Source organism: Nitrosomonas sp. Is79A3 (assembly GCF_000219585.1).
Lineage (GTDB): Bacteria > Pseudomonadota > Gammaproteobacteria > Burkholderiales > Nitrosomonadaceae > Nitrosomonas.
In genome coordinates, this window is sequence record NC_015731.1 from 2,434,654 (window position 1) to 2,454,627 (window position 19,974).

At 41.7% G+C, this 19,974-nt stretch carries 16 protein-coding genes, 2 pseudogenes and 1 other annotated feature; of the genes and pseudogenes, 8 read left to right on the top strand and 10 right to left on the bottom strand.

What is annotated here, in order from left to right; all coding sequences use genetic code 11:
• Positions 1-212: 212 nt before the first annotated feature.
• Together NIT79A3_RS11240 and corA are read right to left on the bottom strand one after the other, a co-directional pair.
• A pseudogene (locus NIT79A3_RS11240) lies at positions 213-1,439 on the bottom strand (IS256 family transposase).
• Positions 1,440-1,925: 486 nt separating this feature from the next.
• Complete coding sequence (gene corA / locus NIT79A3_RS11245) at positions 1,926-2,891, bottom strand: magnesium/cobalt transporter CorA (RefSeq protein WP_013966315.1); 966 nt, start codon at positions 2,889-2,891, stop codon at positions 1,926-1,928.
• Between the two features lie 230 nt (positions 2,892-3,121).
• Here corA and NIT79A3_RS11255 point away from each other — a divergent pair.
• From NIT79A3_RS11255 to NIT79A3_RS11270, 4 genes are all read left to right on the top strand, one after another.
• A protein-coding gene (locus NIT79A3_RS11255) for an IS3 family transposase (RefSeq protein ID WP_156796972.1) occupies positions 3,122-4,350 on the top strand; the annotation gives its coding sequence in 2 pieces (ribosomal slippage) (positions 3,122-3,410 and positions 3,410-4,350; 1,230 coding nt in all).
• Positions 3,400-3,516, top strand: a sequence feature (AL1L pseudoknot). Its footprint overlaps the gene before it by 117 nt.
• A gap of 595 nt (positions 4,351-4,945) precedes the next feature.
• Positions 4,946-5,524, top strand: coding sequence for a calcium-binding protein (locus NIT79A3_RS11260; RefSeq protein WP_013966317.1), 579 nt, complete (start codon positions 4,946-4,948; stop codon positions 5,522-5,524).
• A 229-nt stretch (positions 5,525-5,753) separates the two neighbouring features.
• Positions 5,754-6,080, top strand: a complete 327-nt coding sequence (locus NIT79A3_RS11265) for a hypothetical protein (RefSeq protein WP_013966318.1) — start codon at positions 5,754-5,756, stop codon at positions 6,078-6,080.
• 204 nt (positions 6,081-6,284) lie between these two features.
• On the top strand, positions 6,285-8,129 hold the full coding sequence (locus tag NIT79A3_RS11270) for an AI-2E family transporter (RefSeq protein ID WP_013966319.1): 1,845 nt from the start codon (positions 6,285-6,287) through the stop codon (positions 8,127-8,129).
• A 323-nt stretch (positions 8,130-8,452) separates the two neighbouring features.
• On the opposite strand, the gene NIT79A3_RS11275 is transcribed toward NIT79A3_RS11270, so the two are convergent.
• Positions 8,453-9,559, bottom strand: a complete 1,107-nt coding sequence (locus NIT79A3_RS11275) for an IS5 family transposase (protein ID WP_348225772.1) — start codon at positions 9,557-9,559, stop codon at positions 8,453-8,455.
• Between the two features lie 6 nt (positions 9,560-9,565).
• Positions 9,566-9,862, bottom strand: coding sequence for a transposase (locus tag NIT79A3_RS19520; RefSeq protein WP_348225608.1), 297 nt, complete (start codon positions 9,860-9,862; stop codon positions 9,566-9,568).
• Positions 9,863-10,139: 277 nt separating this feature from the next.
• Here NIT79A3_RS19520 and NIT79A3_RS11280 point away from each other — a divergent pair, with 277 nt between their 5' ends.
• Positions 10,140-11,102, top strand: a complete 963-nt coding sequence (locus NIT79A3_RS11280) for an IS5 family transposase (RefSeq protein WP_013964369.1) — start codon at positions 10,140-10,142, stop codon at positions 11,100-11,102.
• A 195-nt stretch (positions 11,103-11,297) separates the two neighbouring features.
• On the opposite strand, the pseudogene NIT79A3_RS19525 reads toward NIT79A3_RS11280, so the two are convergent.
• The 4 genes and pseudogenes from NIT79A3_RS19525 to NIT79A3_RS11295 form a co-directional block, all read right to left on the bottom strand.
• A pseudogene (locus tag NIT79A3_RS19525) lies at positions 11,298-11,416 on the bottom strand (IS481 family transposase); the annotation flags it as partial.
• Positions 11,417-11,583: 167 nt separating this feature from the next.
• On the bottom strand, positions 11,584-13,257 hold the full coding sequence (locus NIT79A3_RS11285; RefSeq protein WP_156797068.1) for a hypothetical protein: 1,674 nt from the start codon (positions 13,255-13,257) through the stop codon (positions 11,584-11,586).
• A gap of 238 nt (positions 13,258-13,495) precedes the next feature.
• Positions 13,496-15,058, bottom strand: coding sequence for a di-heme oxidoredictase family protein (locus NIT79A3_RS11290; RefSeq protein WP_013966321.1), 1,563 nt, complete (start codon positions 15,056-15,058; stop codon positions 13,496-13,498).
• 661 nt (positions 15,059-15,719) lie between these two features.
• Positions 15,720-16,463 carry a TerC family protein gene (locus NIT79A3_RS11295; RefSeq protein ID WP_013966322.1) on the bottom strand — a complete coding sequence of 248 codons (744 nt, stop codon included), beginning with the start codon at positions 16,461-16,463 and terminating at the stop codon, positions 15,720-15,722.
• A gap of 273 nt (positions 16,464-16,736) precedes the next feature.
• Between NIT79A3_RS11295 and NIT79A3_RS11300 the strand changes: the two genes are divergently transcribed.
• The gene (locus NIT79A3_RS11300; protein ID WP_013966323.1) at positions 16,737-17,207 is read left to right on the top strand and encodes a hypothetical protein; all 471 of its coding nucleotides are present in this window, start codon (positions 16,737-16,739) and stop codon (positions 17,205-17,207) included.
• 128 nt (positions 17,208-17,335) lie between these two features.
• Here the strand turns inward: NIT79A3_RS11300 and NIT79A3_RS11305 are convergent, their stop codons facing one another.
• On the bottom strand, positions 17,336-18,328 hold the full coding sequence (locus NIT79A3_RS11305; protein WP_013966324.1) for a YihY/virulence factor BrkB family protein: 993 nt from the start codon (positions 18,326-18,328) through the stop codon (positions 17,336-17,338).
• 252 nt (positions 18,329-18,580) lie between these two features.
• On the opposite strand from NIT79A3_RS11305, the gene NIT79A3_RS11310 reads away from it, so the two are divergent.
• A complete protein-coding gene (locus NIT79A3_RS11310) occupies positions 18,581-18,964 on the top strand; it encodes a hypothetical protein (protein WP_013966325.1) in 384 nt (127 codons plus the stop codon).
• 177 nt (positions 18,965-19,141) lie between these two features.
• Here the strand turns inward: NIT79A3_RS11310 and NIT79A3_RS11315 are convergent, their stop codons facing one another.
• The gene (locus NIT79A3_RS11315; RefSeq protein ID WP_013966326.1) at positions 19,142-19,612 is read right to left on the bottom strand and encodes a PepSY domain-containing protein; all 471 of its coding nucleotides are present in this window, start codon (positions 19,610-19,612) and stop codon (positions 19,142-19,144) included.
• 229 nt (positions 19,613-19,841) lie between these two features.
• On the opposite strand from NIT79A3_RS11315, the gene NIT79A3_RS18340 reads away from it, so the two are divergent.
• On the top strand, positions 19,842-19,964 hold the full coding sequence (locus NIT79A3_RS18340; protein WP_083817962.1) for a transposase family protein: 123 nt from the start codon (positions 19,842-19,844) through the stop codon (positions 19,962-19,964).
• Positions 19,965-19,974: the final 10 nt, after the last annotated feature.

The window sequence follows — 19,974 nt, forward strand, 5'->3', positions numbered from 1 at the left end:
AATCAGAGCTTCCTTAAAATCTTACTGGTGTGAATATGGGAAGCGATGGGAGCGTATCAAAGAAAAATATAGACTGTGGTATAGCAAGCAAGAGCGTATTGTATTGAATCAACTGGCTGAGACTTGTTTGGAATAACTACATGGATTCTAATGAATCCCTTGGCAGCATGGATAAAGTGAGGGTATCCTAAATTTTGTGTAAGTGGCGGTAATTACTGCTGAGGCATCCTTTCCTCAAACTGAATAGTAAACCTGTTTAACGCAGGTTTCCAATCGCGCAGTGGCATCGTCCATTTCTTGCTGATATTGATCAGTGCCAAATAGAACAATTTAGTAACAGCTTCATCATTTGGAAATGAGCTCCTATTTTTACTAACTTTACGTAAACTCATGTTCACCGACTCAATGGCATTGGTGGTGTAAATGATTTTGCGTATTTCAGGGGGGTAATCGAAGAACGGAATAATACGCATCCAATTGTTACGCCAGGATTTAGCAATTGGCGGATAAGCATCATCCCATTTCACTTCAAATTCAGTGAGATATTGCTCTGCCTCGTCTGCTGTTGATGCGCTGTAAACGCGCTTCAAATCAGTTGCAACCAGACCGCGTTTATTCCAGCCCACGTAATTTAAACTATTACGCACCATATGCACAATGCAAAGCTGTACCGTGGCTTGCGGTTAGACCGCCTCAATGGCTTCAGGAAAGCCTTTTAAGCCATCCACACAGGCGATGAAGATGTCTTGTATGCCACGGTTCTTAAGTTCAGTGACAACGCCCAGCCAGAATTTAGCACCTTCAGTCTGTGAGACCCATAAACCCAGCACTTCTTTTTCGCCTTGCATGTTTATGCCAATGGCAAGGTATACGGCTTTGGTACGCACCGCACCGGCATCACGGACTTTGACGTGGATGCAATCCAGATAAATGACGGGATAGACTGCATCCAGCGGGCGGGACTGCCATTGCTTCACATCTTCCATCACTGCATCGGTAACGGATGAGATCAGTGTAGGCGAAACCTCCGCACCATACATCTCGATCAGGTGACTCTGGATTTCGCGTACCGTCATACCACGCGAGTACAGTGATATGATCTTGCCATCAAAGCCAGTCCAGCGTGTTTGGTGCTTAGAGATCAGTTGTGGTTCAAAGCCGCCCTCGCGATCACGAGGGATTTCAATCGGCAACTCACCAAATTCACCCTTAAGGGTCTTGCTGCTTTTGCCGTTGCGGGCATTGCCAGTGAGGTTGCTGACAGTAGCATGTTTGTCATGACCCAAGTGCTCAGTCATTTCCGCTTGTAACGCACGTTCAATCAGCGCCTTGGTGAGTTGCTTAAGTAAGCCATTCTCTCCAATTAGGTCTTCTGGCTTTTTATAGCCTGATAACAGTTGGTCAATTAAATCGTTGGGTAAAGTTCTTGTTGTCGTCATTTCTTATCCATTTCTGAAAGTAGCAGTTTCCTGCAAAATGACCACTTACACAAAATTTCTTACACCCTCCAGATTTTCGGTAGTGTCTTAGTAATTGGTTGTGAAAAATAACATGTTGAAAAGGGGCAATCCCTAATAACCGCCCGCTTACAAATATGCTACTTTTTAACTAACAGCAAGTTCTAGGTGTAAATAGCGGAGTAAAATATAAAACTTAGGCGCACTAAATTTCGCGGGAATGGCGGAATAAAAGTGTACCGATCCAGTGTTTTCCAGATAATGTGTTAGGGAAACTCTGAATAACTTGCATTTGTTATTCCGAACGCAGCGAGGAATCTTTAATAATCAATGTAATAGTTTTCTCGCTCTGGCTCGAAATGACACTTGTTCAGAGCTTCCTTAGCTATAGTAATCGTGACATAAACTAGCAGCTATCCGATTTGACGAAGTGAATGTAGGATAAAATCAATTATTCAATGCAGCCATTTATAACCAACCAATCCGCTTGAGACGAATATACAAAAAAAGACAGGCTGAGCAAATAGTCAGTAGCGCCAATGGGTAGCCGTATTCCCACTTCAGTTCTGGCATGTGTTCGAAGTTCATTCCCCATATTCCCGCTAAGGCTGTAGCGACCGCGAAAATTCCTGCCCACGCAGCTAGGCGCTTACTTACCTCATTGTTCTCAATAGCACCCATCGAGAGATTGACCTGGATGGCAGTGCTTATAGTGTCCCGGATGGTATCGATAGACGCGTCAATCCGAAACAAGTGATCATAAACATCCCGGAAGTAGTCCCGGATATTGAAACATACGGGAGGTGCGCGGCTGCCAGAAAGCTTGCCGGAAACTTCCATGAGCGGAGCTACGGCATGTTTCAAAACCATGATCTTCCGTTTAAGGCTGTAGAGCTGCTCAATATTTGAGCGGGCAGCTCCTTTGGTGAAAATTTTATCTTCGATCGCTTCCAATTCGGACTCCAAACGGTCGATTATTGGAAAATAACGATCCACCACTGCGTCCATTAAGGCATAGAGAACAAAACCGGATCCTTCTTTAAGGAGATGCTGCTCCCGCTCACAGCGCTCGCGTACCTCATGAAAATCTTGCTGGCTTCGGTTTCTGACTGACAGTATGTAGTTAGGTCCGACAAAAACATTCAACTCGCCCAGGTAGGTTTCCTCCTTGCTAGGGTCAAGCAAATGCATTACAACAAAGACTGATTCACCGTATTCTTCAAGTTTGGGACGCTGGTGGCCGTGGCGCGCATCCTCAACTGCTAATTCATGGAGGTTGAATTCTTCTTTCATCTTATCAAGTTCTTCGGGCGTTGCATCCCGTAGAGCAACCCAAACAAAACACCCTGACCGTTCCAGATAGTCGCTGATTTCCTCTACCGTAAGATCGGCCAAGCGCACACCATTTTCGTAAGCAACACAGTTAATGAGCACGACTGATTCTCTATCTTTTAGAAGAGGTATAAGTCTACACGTATCATGTTTGATGAACTAGCATTGACTTAAGGAATCTCTGATTAAGTTGATTACATTCATGGTTCGATAAGCTCACCACGAACGTAATCAATATATTATCGTTCGTCCTGAGCCTGTCGAAGGACTTAATCAGAACCTTGAATCGCCCCGGGTTTTGAGGAGGCTCCAAATCTTGAGAGAATGGAGCGATGAACAAAACAAACAAATATTCCCCCGAAGTAAAAGAACGAGCAGTCCGCCTGGTGCAAGAGCATCGCAGTGAGTACCCTTCGCTGTGGGCGACGATAGAATCGATTGCGCCCAAGATCGGCTGCGCGCCGCCGACATTGCATGATTGGGTAAAGAAGCACGAGATCGACACAGGCCTACGAGATGGCATCACCAGTGAAGAGCGCGAACGCATCAAAGCACTGGAGCGTGAGGTCAAGGAATTACGTCGCGCCAATGAAATTCTGAAACTGGCCAGTGCTTTTTTCGCCCAGGCGGAGCTCGACCGCAAACTCAAATCCTGAGGTCGTTCATCGACCGGTATCGTGACACCCACGGGGTCGAGCCGATCTGCAAGGTATTGCAGGTCGCCCCGTCAGGGTATCGGCGTCACGCGGCCGAGCGGCGCAATCCGGCATTGCGTTGCACTCGTGCCCAACGCGATGAGGTTTTGATGCCAGAAATTCAGCGTGTGTGGCAGGCTAACCTGCAGGTGTATGGTGCCGACAAGGTATGGCGGCAACTTAAGCGCGAAGGAATGCAGGTAGCTCGCTGCACTGTTGAACGGCTCATGAAACGGTTGGGGCTGGAAGGTGTGCGGCGCGGCAAGGTTGTGCGAACCACGGTTCCGGACAAGGCGCTGCCGTGCCCGCTGGATCGCGTAAACCGGCAATTCAAGGCGGATCGCCCAAACCAGTTATGGGTGTCGGATTTCACCTATGTTTCCACCTGGCAGGGCTGGCTATATGTCGCGTTCGTCATCGACGTGTTTGCCCGGTGCATCGTGGGTTGGCGGGTCAGTTCCAGCATGCACACGGACTTCGTACTGGATGCGCTGGAGCAGGCTTTATACGCCCGGCAACCGGAGCTGGGTGCCTTGATTCACCACAGCGACCGGGGTTCCCAGTATGTCTCTATCCGTTATACGGAGCGGCTTGCCGAGGCTGGAATAGAACCGTCGGTTGGCAGTAAAGGAGATAGCTACGATAACGCACTAGCCGAAACGATCAACGGGCTTTACAAAGCTGAATTGATTCACAAGCAGGGGCCATGGAAAAACAGGGAATCCGTTGAATTGGCGACGTTGAACTGGGTGTTCTGGTTCAATCACCAGCGTTTGCTTGGACCCATCGGCTATATACCGCCGGCGGAAGCTGAGGCACAATACTACCGGCAGTTAGCCAACTTGGATTCTGCCAAAGTTACTTAAACCAAACAGCCTCCAGAGAACCCGGGGTGATTCACCTTCTTAAAGTAAGTCGCCAAGGAGAATCTCAATGGAATGCGCAAAATTACTTCGAAACACCGAAGCAAATGATTTAATTCTTAAGCTCTTTGTTTTTATTCTGAATTTGTTTCCTCGTTTACTTTTTTAATTTACGTTCACTAGAAAAACTAAAGACTGGTGGTCTAGCTATTCATTGCTCCACGGCGCTGTGTATCAGGCATAGGTGAAAAGTAATAGGTTTTTCGAGTAAAAGCCAATTTTATGGCTGAATTCCCGGCATCGCCTACCAATCATCCTTGACGAGATTCATTAAATTCTGAGATTTTTTAATACTTCCCATTAAGCTTGTTTTATCCCAGATCATCATTATTTTTGTAGATCAATTTTTTATTTTCTATGTGCGAAATCGTACATATCTATCTAAAAGAATGCGTTAGTCTATTACTGCAAGTGCAATATTTAATCTGAGGCAAGGTAAATTTGACGAAAGTAAGTATGCAACCAAGAGTAAAAAAGACCGATCTCTTTCTGCAACAGCAGAATTGGGTTTACAAATCAAACATTAGGAGAAATTGATATGAGTATAAGTATAGATGATGGATCAGTAGGTCAAGATGACTTCCTCGGAAACGATAATAATGATCACTTTCACGCAGGCGATGTCAATAATAATATCAATGGCGGTGGCGGAAATGACGGATTGGATGGCGGTGCTGGTAATGATGTTTTAATAGGTGGTCTAGGTGATGACGTTCTCATTGGTGGAGATGGCAATGATAATCTAGAGGGCGATGATGGGGATGATCAACTCGACGGGGGCGTAGGAGATGATGTTTTGATAGGTGGTTTAGGTGATGACATTCTCTATGCGGGAGAGGGTAACGATGACTTAACTGGTGGTGCAGATAAGGATCAGTTCAGTTTTTATGCTCCTGGTCATTTCACTGTGCAAGATTTCGATACTTCAGCTGATTTATTGATGTTTGATTCAGAATCTACCGGTCTCAATAACCTTGATGAATTATCGTCAGTTATTAGTAGCTTCGAAGATACAAGTGAGGGTGTTATTGTACATTTTGTTGATGATGTCGCGTCTATCACTCTGATTGGGCTTCATTCAGGTGATTTATCTGCGGATATGGTTGGATTCTCTTAAGAGGCTGATCGTGAAGGGGTATGTTGTTCAAAACGATTCAAACTTATGGTCACCTTAATCAGGAGACGGTTTGTGGCTCATAAGGTTTGAAAATTTTGCTAAGTTATCGGGTGCGTAATAGGAAGTTGTTATTTTTTTAACAACTTCTTGATGGGTGTATTTCCGAACTGAACTGAATTGAAAATATTTCGGACAATTTTAATTTTTATTTGAGATATAGGAAATTATCATGATTCAGGGAAAAAAATTATCTACAGCAATTATTATGTGCGCAGCTTTTATAATTGATATCTCAATCGCATTCGCCGACACAACAAGTACACCAATTGGAGCGACCATAAACTCTGAAATACAAAAGATGCAATCGGATACTGCAAGAAATCCTGGTTTAGTTAATCCGAATGATCCGACTGGCACAAATTTAAATAACCCTGTTGCACAACCAAACAGCACCTCAGGAGTTAATCCGACTTCTCCTTCCGGAACCAGTTCAAGCAGTCCATCAAGTGTTAATCCTAGTAGCTCATCAGGAACTGGCGCTGGGGCAGGAAAATAACTGTGAAGGATTAATATTAACAGCCAATTTAGCTGTTAATAGAATACATCACCAACAAGCTCAATGACTGTTTCTCAGCCTGTCTTTGCATTACCTGTCAATCGGCATGTAAAACTTACCAGAATTTTAGCTCAAGAACTTAAATTGTTTAAAGCAATACCATCATTTTTACATATGTTTGTACTGACAGAGTGATTTTACGAAATGAAGAAAGATAATTATTTATCTAATGTTTCCTTGTTGATTGGATTGGCTCTAACTATTGGACTTCTATCGTGGGCTCGAGTAATTATTACACCTTTGGCGCTAGCGATTCTGTTTACTTTTCTGCTATCACCAGTTGTCATTTGGTTGCAACGGTATAGTGTGCCGCGGATTTTAGCGGTAGTCTTAGCGGCCTCTCTAGCTCTGAGTATTGTAATAGCTACGGCATGGAGTATCACTAATCAGATAGCCAGTTTAGTAGATTCCTATCCAAAATATGAAGAAAATATTCTGAGTAAGATTCATGAATTGTACGAACGGGACCAAGGCGGTTTCCTGGACAAATTGCAGGGAGCAAGTGAACGAATAACTGAACAAATAAGCGATAAGCAAGTTGAGGAGAAAGCTATCACGGTTAGAGAGAAAGAGATCGTTCAACCCGTGCGCATCGTAGAAGAGGGGCCATTCGGTTTCTCACAAATCTGGTCGATAATTGGTCCGATGCTAGAACCCATAGCCAATGCGGGTTTTGTGATCGTGCTAGTTTGTTTTATGCTGATTAATCGTGAGGATCTACGTGATCGTGTCATTAAGTTGATAGGAGTTGATCAGATAGCCAACACTACTCGAGCACTAGAAGACGCCGGAGAGCGGGTTAGTCGCTATCTGCTCATGCAGTTACTTATTAACTCTGGCTATGGGCTAGGTATAGGAATTGGCCTATGGTTCATTGGAGTGCCCTATGCTCCCTTGTGGGGGTTTTTTGGTGCGTTATTGCGTTATATTCCTTATCTCGGGCCCTGGCTTGCAGCTACCCTTCCAATAATGCTAAGTCTTTTGATTTCACCTGATTGGTCAATAGCCATTATGGTAGCTACATTGTTTGGTGTGCTTGAACTCCTCACCAATATCGTACTTGAGCCAATGATTTATGGGCGAGGTATCGGTGTTTCTCAAGCAGCGCTATTAATTTCTGTTGCGTTCTGGACTTGGTTATGGGGACCTATTGGACTTATCTTGGCCTCGCCGCTAACCGTATGTATTGTAGTCCTGGGTCGATATGTTCCATACCTTAATTTTATTGATACGTTGTTAGGAGATCAACCACCATTATCCCCTACAGACCGTTTTTACCAAAGACTTCTAGCAGGTGATGGTGATGAAGCTTCAAGAATAATGGAGCTTGAGACAGCAAATGATAATTTAGCTTTTGCGCTAGATAAGCTTGCAGTTTCAGCGTTGGTTCAAGCACGGATGGATTTACGTAACCATAAAATTGATTCGAATGAGCAACGCGAATTAATAGATGATTTACGTGTAATTATTGCCGATCAAACTCCTGAGACAAACAAAGATAAAGTAGCAATCGAGGAAAATACCGTTTCCTCATCTAAATTCACCATTCTGGCGATCCCCGCTAGAGATAGAACTGACGAATTAGCTGTGACCATGCTTTCTAAGCTAGCACAAGATGATACACATTTTGATTGGCACGAAACACAATCAACGGTCATGGTGTCAGACACGCTTGCTTTGATAGAGCAAATCAAGCCAGGTATGGTAATTGTCGTCTCAATTCATCCAGGAAATTTGACACATACGATTTACCTGTGCAAACGGATACGCGGCCGCTTTCCACAAATGTTTATTATGGTTTGTCGTTATGGGTATAAAGAAGGGGAGTTACTGGAAGTAGACCAGAATAGGATACAAACTGCAGGTGCAAATAGAATTGCATACAATTTAATTGACTCAATTTCCGAATTTTATAAATTAAATACCCTGGATAAGTTAGTTAATTTAGATAATTCCAATCTTAAAGTGGAGAGTAACCTTAATCCCTAAAACTCCACAAAAACATTGAGATATGAATGATTTTCGCGGAGTCTAAAGTTTTATAAGATAAAATCATGAAAGTAAAGAGAGATCCGAACCTAGTGTCTTATATGGCACTCCTTCCTTTTTCTAGCAAATCGCGCAATTTGATACAAGAATCTAAGTAATTGTTTAGTAGATAAATTAATAGGTTTTGATTAATAATAAAGGCTATGTCATCGTTAATTGTTGGTCACTGTAAATAAACACAAGTTATCATTTATAAACAAGTCGCTAACCAAAAAACCAATAATTGATAATTTTCTTCAAATTCATTGGGTTACATACCACCACTAACTAGTCGACCCTGAAAAAGTATCAAACGACAGTTGTTCTGGAAAAGCTACCCGAGAAAACTGGCGCCTACTAAAATGCATGCCCTGGTAATTTAAATTTCCATCAAGGAATCCGATAATTTGCAGTTTCCGCCATGGGAAAAAGAGCCAAAAAATGGCCAGCAGCCATTGTTTCAGATTCCAGGCGGCAGCAGCCATCAGCAGGTTGATGCGATCGCCAATAGCGCCTTTCAGATAGTTCCTCGCCATTCGATAATCCGATTTCAGGTGGCCGATAATGGGTTCAATCGCGGCACGCCTCCTGCACTGTTTTCGCTTCTTGTCTTTCTGGTATCGGGTATCTTTCTTGAGTCCTTTTCCGGGAAAAATGATCTGGGTTCCATTGACTTCACGTTTGCCGCGGTAGCCGCGATCGCATACGGCTTGCTTGGCTGCTTTCCCGCGCGAAATCTCAACATGACGCAAGATCTCTGGTAACGTATTGCTGTCATGCAGATTCTGTTCGTGACTGATTACGCCGACGATCAGATTACCTTTTGCGGTACTGGCGACCGATGCTTGGCTGCCGTACTCATATTGTTTGTGGTCTTTCCCCTTGGCGACACAGTACACTTGCGGTTCGTGCAATGAGTAGATCTTGTTCTTATCGTTTTGCTGTTGCCGTAATACGCGCTCATACAATAGAAAGTCCCGTTGATAGCATTCAAACAGACAGTGCTGCGGTAATTCCCTCCTGAGTTCCCGTATCAATACACCTGCAATGGTTCTGAGCCGCTTTAATGCGCGTTTGGCCTTAGCTCTTTTCTTCACGTGCCGGTAGTACCGAATATCCAGGCGCAGTGACTTCACTTCTTTGACGAAAGTACGCCGCTGTGAAATGCCGTGGGCGGGGCCAATCTTGTTGAGGCGATTGATAATCTTGATCGCTAGTTTGCTATCTGTCGGGTACGTGATGTTCTTCTCATGCACAGTCGTGTCAACATGAACCACATCTTCCAGCGCCGATTCCCCATGCAAACCAACGCTCATCTGGAAAATCCGCTCTACCCCTTGCGCACCTATGCGCTTGCGAAAATGTACTAGCTCCGTGCTATGGCAAGGCAGCTTCTGCTAGAATTCTTTCATGCCGCAAAAGGCCTGGTAATAAGGATTGCGCTTCCACTGCAATACTATCGATTCGTCACTCAGATTCTCTAACTGCTTCAGTATCAATAACCCAACCATCAGCCGGATCGGCTTACTCGGCGCACCTGCCGCCGTCGTGTAATGGATGGAAAATGATTCCTCAAATTCTTGCCAGGGTATCGCTGATGCAAGCTTCAGCAACAAATCATTGGGATCAAGTTGCATCAACAAATCTGTTCCAAACAAATTCGGTTGATGAATCGTACTGCTATGTCTTAGCATTTTTAATCACCATTTCGACCAGAAAACACTTGGATATTTTAACATTTCCGGTCGTTATGAGCATTAAGAATCAGATCATTCAAGCATAGTATCAAGTGCTTGTGGATATTTCAGGGCTGACTAACTAACGATGACATAGCCATAATAAAAGGGGCTGTAGTAGAGCAGGTTAAATTCGAGTCCAAAATTTTTAGCTGTTGTTTAGGGAAACTCTGATTAAGTCCCAAAAACTTGTAAAATACGCGGTAGATTGTAACCACTGCAAGGGAATGCATTGATGAAACAATTAGTATTGTCGATTCCATTATTTATCAAGAAACCAAAAGTAACTCGCCGGCAAAAGTTTCTCGAAGAAATGGAGCAAGTGGTTCCATGGGTAGACTGGACGAATCGGATCGCGCCGCACTATCCGGTAGCAGGTTTGGGACGCAAGCCATTTGCGTTGGAAGCGATGCTGCGGATTCATATGATGCAGCAATGGTTTGGTTATTCAGATCCGGCAATGGAAGAAGCGTTACATGATGTGCCGATGCTACGTGAATTTGCAGGACTAGATGCGGGAGAAGATGTTATGCCTGATGAGACGACGATCCTCAAGTTTCGCCACCTGCTGGAGAAGCATCACTTGGCACAAAGCCTGTTTGCTGAAACAACTGGGCGGTTAGCGCAACAGGGATTATTGCTGCGTCAGGGCACGATAGTTGACGCCACGCTGATAGCGGCTGCGCCATCGACCAAGAACCGGCAACGCAAACGTGATGGCGAGATGAGTTCGACTAAGAAAGGCAACAACTATTACTTTGGATTAAAAGCACACATAGGCGTAGATGCCGATTCCGGCCTGGTGCATAGCCTGGAAATTACCACGGCCAAAGTGGCCGATGGCAACATGATTGATGCGCTGGTACATGGCGAAGAGGCAATTGTATTGGGTGATCGGGCTTATACTCGTAATGATCGCAATCTGGAAGCGCAACGACAGCCGGAAGAGCCGGTCTGGGGTATGCCATTCAAACGCAAGCGCGGTGAGGAATTGCCAGCAGAACATGCCGTGCTCAATCGTATGCTAGCTTCACTACGCGCAAAGGTTGAACATCCGTTTCGTATTGTCAAAAGACAATTTGGTTATACCAAAGTCCGTTACCGAGGATTGTTCAAGAATGCACAACAGCTTTATCTGTTGTTTGCCTTGGCTAATCTTTACCATGTCCGTAAGGTGTGGATGCCAACCACGGGATAATTCCGTCCAATATCCCTGAAAATCAGCATCAGGGGACAGAATAGTATGCAATCTGCTAAAAATTACAGTTATTAATCGCACAATAATGCCTATATTAGCTACTTTACCGATAGCTTTGTCGACAAAACTGGAATAAATAACTTAATCAGAGCTTCCTTAGGTGTACAAATGCGCTTTTAGCGCCTCGATACTGCAATAATGGAAGTGCTTAACGGTGTTTGTCTTAATTTTTTATTCATAGCTTCCACCAGACCGTTAGTCCAGGGATGCTTAACCACTGTCGTCCGGTGTTCAATGTTGTGTTCTTGGCAGATTATGACGACCGGATGCACCTTGTTTTTAGTTTTTCTGTCTTAGCTCAAAAAATTGCAGGTTAACCCGATGCCATTGTCGGTGAGGATTTACTTACTCTTGAAAGGGTACTGCATCAGCGTTTATCCCAGGAATCCGGCGGCGTGGCTTCGCTTCTGTGGCACATTTATTATTCAGTTAGCATCCATTTCCGTTGATTACAAATCTCAACCGCATATCTTTGTAAGTCACGCAATATGGAATAATATTCACTGGCTGCCGTACCGTCAAAGACAGCGATAACCTCATATTCCAAAAAAGATGAACGGCCTTTTTCAAGGTGAACTGACAAATTCTTTAATGAATTACCGTAATTTTCCTTTGATAATTCTCGTTGAATTCCTTCAGTCATAATTCTGGGTATTTCTGCTGTACTTATTTGTTGATTTTTATTATCAATACCAAACTTGGTTTTTGCAATAAACCCAGATGAAAAATTTCTGGGATTAGCAATCAAGAAATCCTCAATGGTGTATGTTATCGGCATTGTGCCATCGGGCAATGATAATACGATATTTTCAAGGGTAATATACTTGACCATCCCAAATATATCTCCATAAACCATCACATAATCCCCTCTTTTACAAGGAAACCAAGGTTCGTCACTTAAAACAGGACGGGAAACATATTTAGTCAATTCTGACAATGTCAGTCTCAACGTTAAATCAGGTAATAATGGATTTTTAAGATTAGTATAGTAATGCAAACTTTCAATTTGCATAGGGATGCCATTATATACAATACATTCTCCCTCTCTTGCCGAACCTGTATTGAGCAATAACCTTATTTCATCAATGTAAGTTGGGATTGAGTTTTTTAATACCCAAACGATGCTGATTAAAAGTACTATAGTAATACCAGTCATCACTGGGTCATCACGAACTTCCAGAACATAAAAGAATGCAATTACTGCCAACACCACCATAAGAAAATAAAATATGAGCGTGGCAACCCTCTGATAATAACTTCTTATTTTCTCTTCTCCACGATTAGTAATCCAGATAATGAATCTTAGGAATAGAAGCATTATGGAACAAACCCCAATAAATGCTGTTATTGCGTATAAGAGTGTGGCTCCACGTCCCGCAGCGATTTCTTCAATATATTCAACAAATGAGATCTCTTGGTCTGTCTGAAACTGTATCATTTCATCGCGCTGTAATTGCGCTACTTCAAATAGATGCGTACTTTCCTTGAGTTGATCTTGCCATTTCTTAATAATTCTTTCAAATTCAACTAAAACTTCATTTTGTAAGCTTTCCTTATTAATTTTTGAAATATGCTTAAGTGCTTCATTAATTTTCTGAATTTGTAATTGATGAAAAACAATTTTATAATGCAGAGTATCAAGTTTTCGCTTGTTTTCTGTTATCTTGTGTAATTCTCTCAAAAAGGGTTGCAAGATATCAATTAAATCCTGTTGCCAATCAAATTCTTTTTTAGCAGCAGTTTCATCTATACCCAACTCTATGCCAGCGGTAAGAATCATTTCAAATGATGTTTCTTGGTCAGAAATGCCCTGCTGGATTGTGCCTATAATCGATTGAATTTTTTCTTTCTCTTGATCGGTTTTTGCTTTCTTTAAAGATTGTAGTTTTTCCCCTATTTCTTTTTTGCGTGCATTTATGCTTTGAATAATGTCGTCTAACTTAATTATGGCCGGATCTTTCGATAACTCTTGCTGGTTATTTTGAGGATCTATGACATCTTCTGCACTCAGAACATTGGAAGAAAGAATAGTGAAGATGAAAATAATACAGTGAGTCAAAAATTTGATATTCTTGATCCATTGAATAGATATCAAAGTGAAACTCGTAATTTTGCATATCCGGTTATTTCTTAACACAGTTGTCAAGTAAATATGCGTTTCGTCACGCGGACTATTCACTGGATATATGAAGTGATGTATTTTTGTCATCGACAAACTAAAAGGAACTCAATATCGGTAGTGATGGTTGGGCTAAAATTCCTACGGACTTTTATGAGAAGAAACCAAAAGTCACATAGGAATTTTTCTGGATAATAAAACTAAATACTTCTTATTAAGGCCAATCTTTCTTATGGCCACGCTCATCAACCACCAAATGTGTAGTGCCTTCAGGCAAAATTTGCAAAGTTTTCAGGAACTCAATGACTGAATTCTGATGTGCTTCGCTGAGAGCTGTCCACTTGACATAGGTGCCATATGCTTCGCCACGATGTGCTTCGATAGCCTGACGCATAGTCGTATATTGCCCATGATGAAAATATGGCGGCTCATTAGCCGTGCCCCAGAGTTTTCGCGTCATAAAACGAGAGTTTCCTGCAAAAAACTCAGCGGATCCTTCAGGCGCATTCTGGTCAATGGGTTCTCGATTGGGATCGCTCGGACCGCTGGTAATATCATGTAATTTTAGGTCGGTAAAAGCGGGCACCCAAACTATTTCCTTTTCAACTTTCAGTCTTGGTTGATCAAGCTTTGCTTCTGTTAAATCAAGTTTATACTCCGGTGTATTGCCTGCTTGCAAGTTACCCTTGGGATTAAAAGGATTCGGTTCACTAAAGATCCATCCTTTTTTATCTAAGGGTAGCTTAGGCACATGGCAGCCGGAACATCCAATATTTTGGAAAGTCTGCTCACCAGCACGAACAGCCGCCTCAATTTCAGGATTATTAGGAATCACCCGGCCAGGCACTGCAAGTTGCGCTTGAAATAAAGTTACTGCAGTGATGTCCGCACGAGTTATTTCGTTAACGAACTCATCTCCATCCGCATCGGCATTGGTACCGAACCGTTCGGTCGACTGAATTCCATGATGTTGATTAAATGCATTGTTAGTGAATTGGCGTAACGATACGACGCCGCCAGCCTGATGGAAGGGCTTAATAATTAGGCTTGGTGGATTATCGGCACCATCACTAACCAGGCTTGAAGCAAGCAATCCGTTAACATCGCTGGTATTCCAGCTGCCATCTTGATTCCTCGCTAAAGTTCCGAATGAAACCCCTTTGCTAATCAATTCCGCATTCCTGCCGGAGGTAATGGAATCCCGGATTTTTTGCAAATCTGTTGTCATCTGACGGCTCAACATCTCTATATAACCAGAACCGAACAAACCCAGCGTATTGCGGGAATTGGCAATAGTTTGCTGTTGTACAAATTTGCCTTCTTCATCTAATGCGCCACGCGTTGGTGTCGTGTCGTTATGGTCAAAGGTTGCAAAATCAAAACGTTGTCCGGTAATAAATGCATTGGTAACAATTTCTCCCCCGCCACCGATACGGGGCTTGTTATGGCAGCCTGAACAGGAATTCGTATCCGGTGCTGAAATGCGATTAAAGTTACGTGGAAAAACTAATGGCGAGGATGAATCTGTCAGCGGTGAACCGGTTCCCTTGGTTAATGGTCGCCCGCCGCCTTCTTGATTGGTCCAGTTCGCACCGAATAATAGCTTGCCGTGACCAATAAGCTTTCGCACTTTCATGTTGAATTCGTCGCCGTCCTGCAAATGGTTTTGCACAGAAACTTCCTTGCCAAGCTCTGTTGCATATGCATGGGACCCTCCCATTGCAAATAAGCCGATAACAAAGATTGGAATGACTGTTAATCGATATTGATTATTCATAAATTTCTCCTGTAACAAAATATTTCTAGCCTGAATGTTTTAATAACTGCTTTGATGCAGAACTTTGTATTAAATGTTGGCGTCGCGTGAAAATTGGCAAGGTGAAATGGCTAAGTAGGGGGACTAAACAATGAAGGGTAAGTCGACCAACGTTTGTATGTTGCACGCTAGGCTGAATACACTCAGTTCGGTAACGCACATGAATAAGGATTTTTCTTAAATGCGCGCACTGACTTGAATTGTTTTAAATTATGAAAACAATGGGAGAAAATTACACTACTGAAAAGAAATGGAATGGTGCTCACCCAGTGAGTATAATCCAGAGAAGCAACTCAAATTCATCACCTCCAAATTAACTATTCCAAACTATATTCAGAAATAAATTTTTTCCGATCGTCGCGAACAGGTAGCTCAAGAATTCTCAAGAGATCCATTCATAAGCGGTTGATTAAAAAACCATTGCTATTTGGTGCCTTTTTACTCCGCCATTGACACCATTTAAAAATCATTACCGGTAAAATTCAAAAGTACTCTCACTTAAACCACCTTGATTCAAAAAAAAATAAATCATAGCGCGAATCTATTTTTTACGGATAATGTAATAGGATCACAAATCTTAGTTTATCGGGAAATGTTTCTTGTTATAAATAACCGCTCTCAGCTATTCAGAAATTTTCTTGTAGAGTTTGACGGGAGCCATCCGTTTTTTCCGCATACGAAGATTGAGCATTTCTACCGTGACGGAAAAAGCCATTGCAAAATAAATATACCCCTTTGGCACATGCACACCGAACCCCTCCACCATGAGCGTGACGCCCACTAAAATAAGGAACGAAAGAGCAAGAATTTTGATCGTAGGATGTTCATCCACAAAGTCCCCGATAGTTTTTGCTGCCATCAGCATCACGATTACTGCAAGAATAATAGCAGTCGCCATGAGAGAAACCTGATCAACCAGTCCGACCGCTGTGATGACTGAATCCAATGAGAATACAATATCCAACAACGCAATTTGGAGCAGCACCATTCCCAAGCTGGTGACCACAATCAAACGACCAGGCTCTTCTATTCCTTCTAAGCTGTTATGGATTTCATGTGTAGCTTTGGCCATCAGAAACAGACCGCCCCCAATCAGAATTACATCGCGTCCTGAAATCTTATATGAAAGCAATGTTACCCACGGTTCAGTTAATCCCATTACCCAAGAGATCGAAAATAGCAAAGCCAAGCGCGTTATCATGGCAAGGCCAAGCCCCATTTTTCTGGCAAACGCACGTTGACTTTCTGGAAGGCGTCCGACAAGTATGGAGATAAATATAATGTTATCGATCCCGAGAACAATTTCTAGTGCAGTTAATGTGCCTAATGCTATCCACGCTTCAGGACTTGCCAGCCATTCAAACATCAAGGTTTTCCCTTCTTTTTTCTGACGGTCATAAATGGTGGACAGAATTCACTGTTAATTGTTCATCGAGCGCACGGCTGATATCAGCAGTTTATAGCTCAGTTGTTTTTTCATAATGTTTCTCAACAGACCTGCTTTCTGCACAGATACAGTAAGCATAAATATATTTTTAAGCAAAAATAAAAGTATTTGATAACCCATTATGTGGTCAAAAATACAGATGAATGTTTCAAAAAAGGTTTATCTTCTAGACAAGATTATAAGGGACAGATTATGAAATGGTTGGCAGGAATTATTATATTGATTTTACTAGTAGTATCAGAAAAATTTAGGAGATTTGCAGGTATTTTTGTTTTGGTATGTGCTGTTGGTGGCTTGTTATTTTGGCAGTATCAAGAATATGAAAAGAATAAATCCAGAAACAGGATTTCACCTTCAGAGTTAATTTTAAAAAATGTTTCATTTAAGCTCTCACCCAGTAGCTATGAAATGACGGGTCGTATAATCAATAACTCTGAAAAATTCACTTTGAAAGGTGTGCAATTAAAAATCACCATTAAAGATTGTGCGAATAACGATAATATTGATTGCATTATTTTTTCAGAAAAAAATGAATATATTTATGTCTATATTCCACCAAAACAAGCCAGAGATTTTAGAAAGGATATTTCTCTATACTCCGACCAGAAGAAAGAGGATAGATTGGTCTGGAATTATTCGATAGAGTATGCTGAGTCAGAATAGATTGGGGTTTGTGTGTCAGCACGAGTTACATAAAATAGCGCATCGTCACAATGTTGCGGTCAAGCATGTTTCGATCTTGAAATTTAACAAGTGCTTAACCTAATATAATTGTTAAAGCGTTATTTTTATCAAGCCTTATCCTTCTTTTCGCTTTGAACGGCTTCTTTCTGGATTTCGGCTTTTATCTCTTTGGTATCTGATTGGCTTTGTAGAGACTCTTTATTTTCAACTTCAACTTCTTTAATAAAAACTGCATAATCGCGGGGGTATATTTCATAGCCAGAAATTTGAGCATAAACTCTTGTAAGTATGGCGCTAAAATATAAAATTATTGCTGAATAATAAACCCAGAGCATAATAATGACGATGGAACCTGCTGCCCCATAAGTTGAACTTATATCAATATTAGATAAGTAGAAAGTAATAGCAGATTTTCCTATCATATAAAGGAAAGCCGTGGTTATAGCACCAACGATGATATTTCTCCAACTAATCTTTGCATCGGGTAGGATTTTGAATATGCAAGAAAATATAAAAGTAATGACAATAAAAGTCAGAATAAGATTAAGAGAATAAGTGAGATAGACAGTAATAATCGGAAACATTTTTTGTAAGCTTTCCATTAAAACTTCCAATACAGCATTTAATACCAGAGATACTAATAGAATAAATCCTAGTGAAATAACCATTGAAAAGCTCAGAAAGCGGTTAATAATGAGTTTTATAAAACCTGTTTTAGGCTTGGCTTTTAAACGCCAGATATGATTGATTGATTCCTGGATTTCAACAAATACTCCGGTAGCTAAAAACATAAGCATAACTACACTGCCGATGGTTGATAGTGTGCTTCTTTCAGAGATTGCGGCATTTTTAATCATTTGTTCTACTTGAGTTGCTGCTTGTGAACCTATCAATTCTGCAAGTTGAGGATAAAGTTCTCCTTCTATAGCTTCTGCACCAAAGAAAAATTGAATGATTGTTATAATAATAATGAACATAGGCGCCAGAGCAAACAAGGTATAAAAAGCAAGAGATGCGCTCATTTTAAGCACATTGACTTCGACGAATTCAGAAATCACTTCTTTAAATATAGGCCATGCATTATTGAATGTTAATTTCATCGATGAGAACAGTTAAATATTGGAAAAGTTAATATTAGGTTTAAAGTAAAATCGAGTGGAACTAAATATGCTTTTCTTAGATCATGCAAATCCTTGAAAATGTTAATTTACCCGAAGCATCTTTAAATTATTTACTGTCAGATTTTTGATAATTGCTAGTTTAATGATTAGCAATTTAATAAGTTCTTCAAATTAATTGCTTTTTATAAACTGTCATCTCAGTAGTTTCTTACTAACGTGTGTTCAGCATCCATGATTTATATGCCAGCTCCATCACTAAAGTTCTGGGTAGCAGTGCTTTATGCAGCAATAGTAGCAGGGATTGTCTCGACTATTGTACAGCTTCTGCTTTGGTGGGCATTCTGGGACGCGTTACCTGGAATTTTGTACCGCGATGCACGCTTTACGGCAGCGATCATAATGGGTCAAGAAGCTTTACCACCGCCAGAGACCTTTGACTGGCAGGTCATGTTTATTGCGACCGGAATCCATTTTATTCTTTCTATCGTATACGTTATTATGCTTTCTCAGATGATTGATCGTCTTAAATTAAAATCATCTCTCATTATGGGTGGTTTATACGGCTTGGCGTTATTTACAATTAATATGTATGGTTTTGTCATTCTTTTTCCATAGTTTGTTGAAACGCGGGATTGGATCACGGTAGTTGCTCACATAATCTTTGGTGTTTCTGCTGCCGGGGTTTATAAAGCTTTGTCGATTTCTTAAAGTATAAACTCCTCGTCCAAGTATTGAACTTGCGATTCCCCGTGGTCTTGCCTCGGGGATAGGTGCAGGGCGCGCAGAGCAAATTTATTCTTGCTCGGTTTTTAAGATTTTTCCGTAGGTATCCAACTCAAGTTCGAGTTCCTTTCCTTCTGTCTTGATTTCTACCTCGTAACCAGTAACCGTCCCATCATGCTTCATCACCTTTTTTGCCTCTTCGATGGTCGCTTTTGGGTGTGCCTGGAAAATGGCTTGGACGACCCCTTCGGGTAGTGACTTGACATTAATAGTTTCTTCTTTCTGCAGAATCGCTCCATCGGAGTCATACAGAATTTCGTACTCTTTGCCGTTTTCCTTATATTCCACTTCATAAACTGCTTTGCCTTCGATCATTTCCTTCTCGAACTCAACCTCTTTGGCATTTGGATAAGCCTTATCAAAAGCTTCGAGTACTGTTTTGGGTACTTGGTGTTTGCCCACTTCCTCACTGGCATTCACTTGACCGGATGCTATCAAAAATGTAACCAGTATTGCCGTAATCAAAAATTGCGTTTTCATAAGACCTCCTTTGGCTGGAGCCAAATATGTACTGATTAAAATCCGTCGATCCACTTACATTTTCTGAATGTGACCGAAAAGACCGTAACGAAAAAACTCGTTAATTTCTGTCTACTCTTTAGCTGAATGATTGTCAATTTTTCTAATGAGGTTCCCCAGGGCAATCGGGCTAAAAGAGGCTTGAAAACAGAAACAAGATGAGGTATTAGCTTTATCATTTTGATTTCAAATGATAGAGAAACCGATAGCGTCAATTATCCATCACTTTTCAAGCATTGAAGACCCGAGAGTAGACAGGCAAAAGAAACACCAGTTACAGGATATATTTTTTATCGCCTTATGCGCTGTTTGAATCACCCCGG

Coding starts and splice junctions, on each gene's coding strand:
- NIT79A3_RS11260 (WP_013966317.1), top strand. CDS start 4,946: ATGAGTATAAGTATAGATGATGGATCAGTAGGTCAAGATGACTTCCTC.
- NIT79A3_RS11265 (WP_013966318.1), top strand. CDS start 5,754: ATGATTCAGGGAAAAAAATTATCTACAGCAATTATTATGTGCGCAGCT.
- NIT79A3_RS11270 (WP_013966319.1), top strand. CDS start 6,285: ATGAAGAAAGATAATTATTTATCTAATGTTTCCTTGTTGATTGGATTG.
- NIT79A3_RS19520 (WP_348225608.1), bottom strand. CDS start 9,862: ATGCTAAGACATAGCAGTACGATTCATCAACCGAATTTGTTTGGAACA.
- NIT79A3_RS11280 (WP_013964369.1), top strand. CDS start 10,140: ATGAAACAATTAGTATTGTCGATTCCATTATTTATCAAGAAACCAAAA.
- NIT79A3_RS11290 (WP_013966321.1), bottom strand. CDS start 15,058: ATGAATAATCAATATCGATTAACAGTCATTCCAATCTTTGTTATCGGC.
- NIT79A3_RS11295 (WP_013966322.1), bottom strand. CDS start 16,463: ATGTTTGAATGGCTGGCAAGTCCTGAAGCGTGGATAGCATTAGGCACA.
- NIT79A3_RS11300 (WP_013966323.1), top strand. CDS start 16,737: ATGAAATGGTTGGCAGGAATTATTATATTGATTTTACTAGTAGTATCA.
- NIT79A3_RS11305 (WP_013966324.1), bottom strand. CDS start 18,328: ATGAAATTAACATTCAATAATGCATGGCCTATATTTAAAGAAGTGATT.
- NIT79A3_RS11310 (WP_013966325.1), top strand. CDS start 18,581: ATGATTTATATGCCAGCTCCATCACTAAAGTTCTGGGTAGCAGTGCTT.
- NIT79A3_RS11315 (WP_013966326.1), bottom strand. CDS start 19,612: ATGAAAACGCAATTTTTGATTACGGCAATACTGGTTACATTTTTGATA.
- NIT79A3_RS18340 (WP_083817962.1), top strand. CDS start 19,842: ATGATAGAGAAACCGATAGCGTCAATTATCCATCACTTTTCAAGCATT.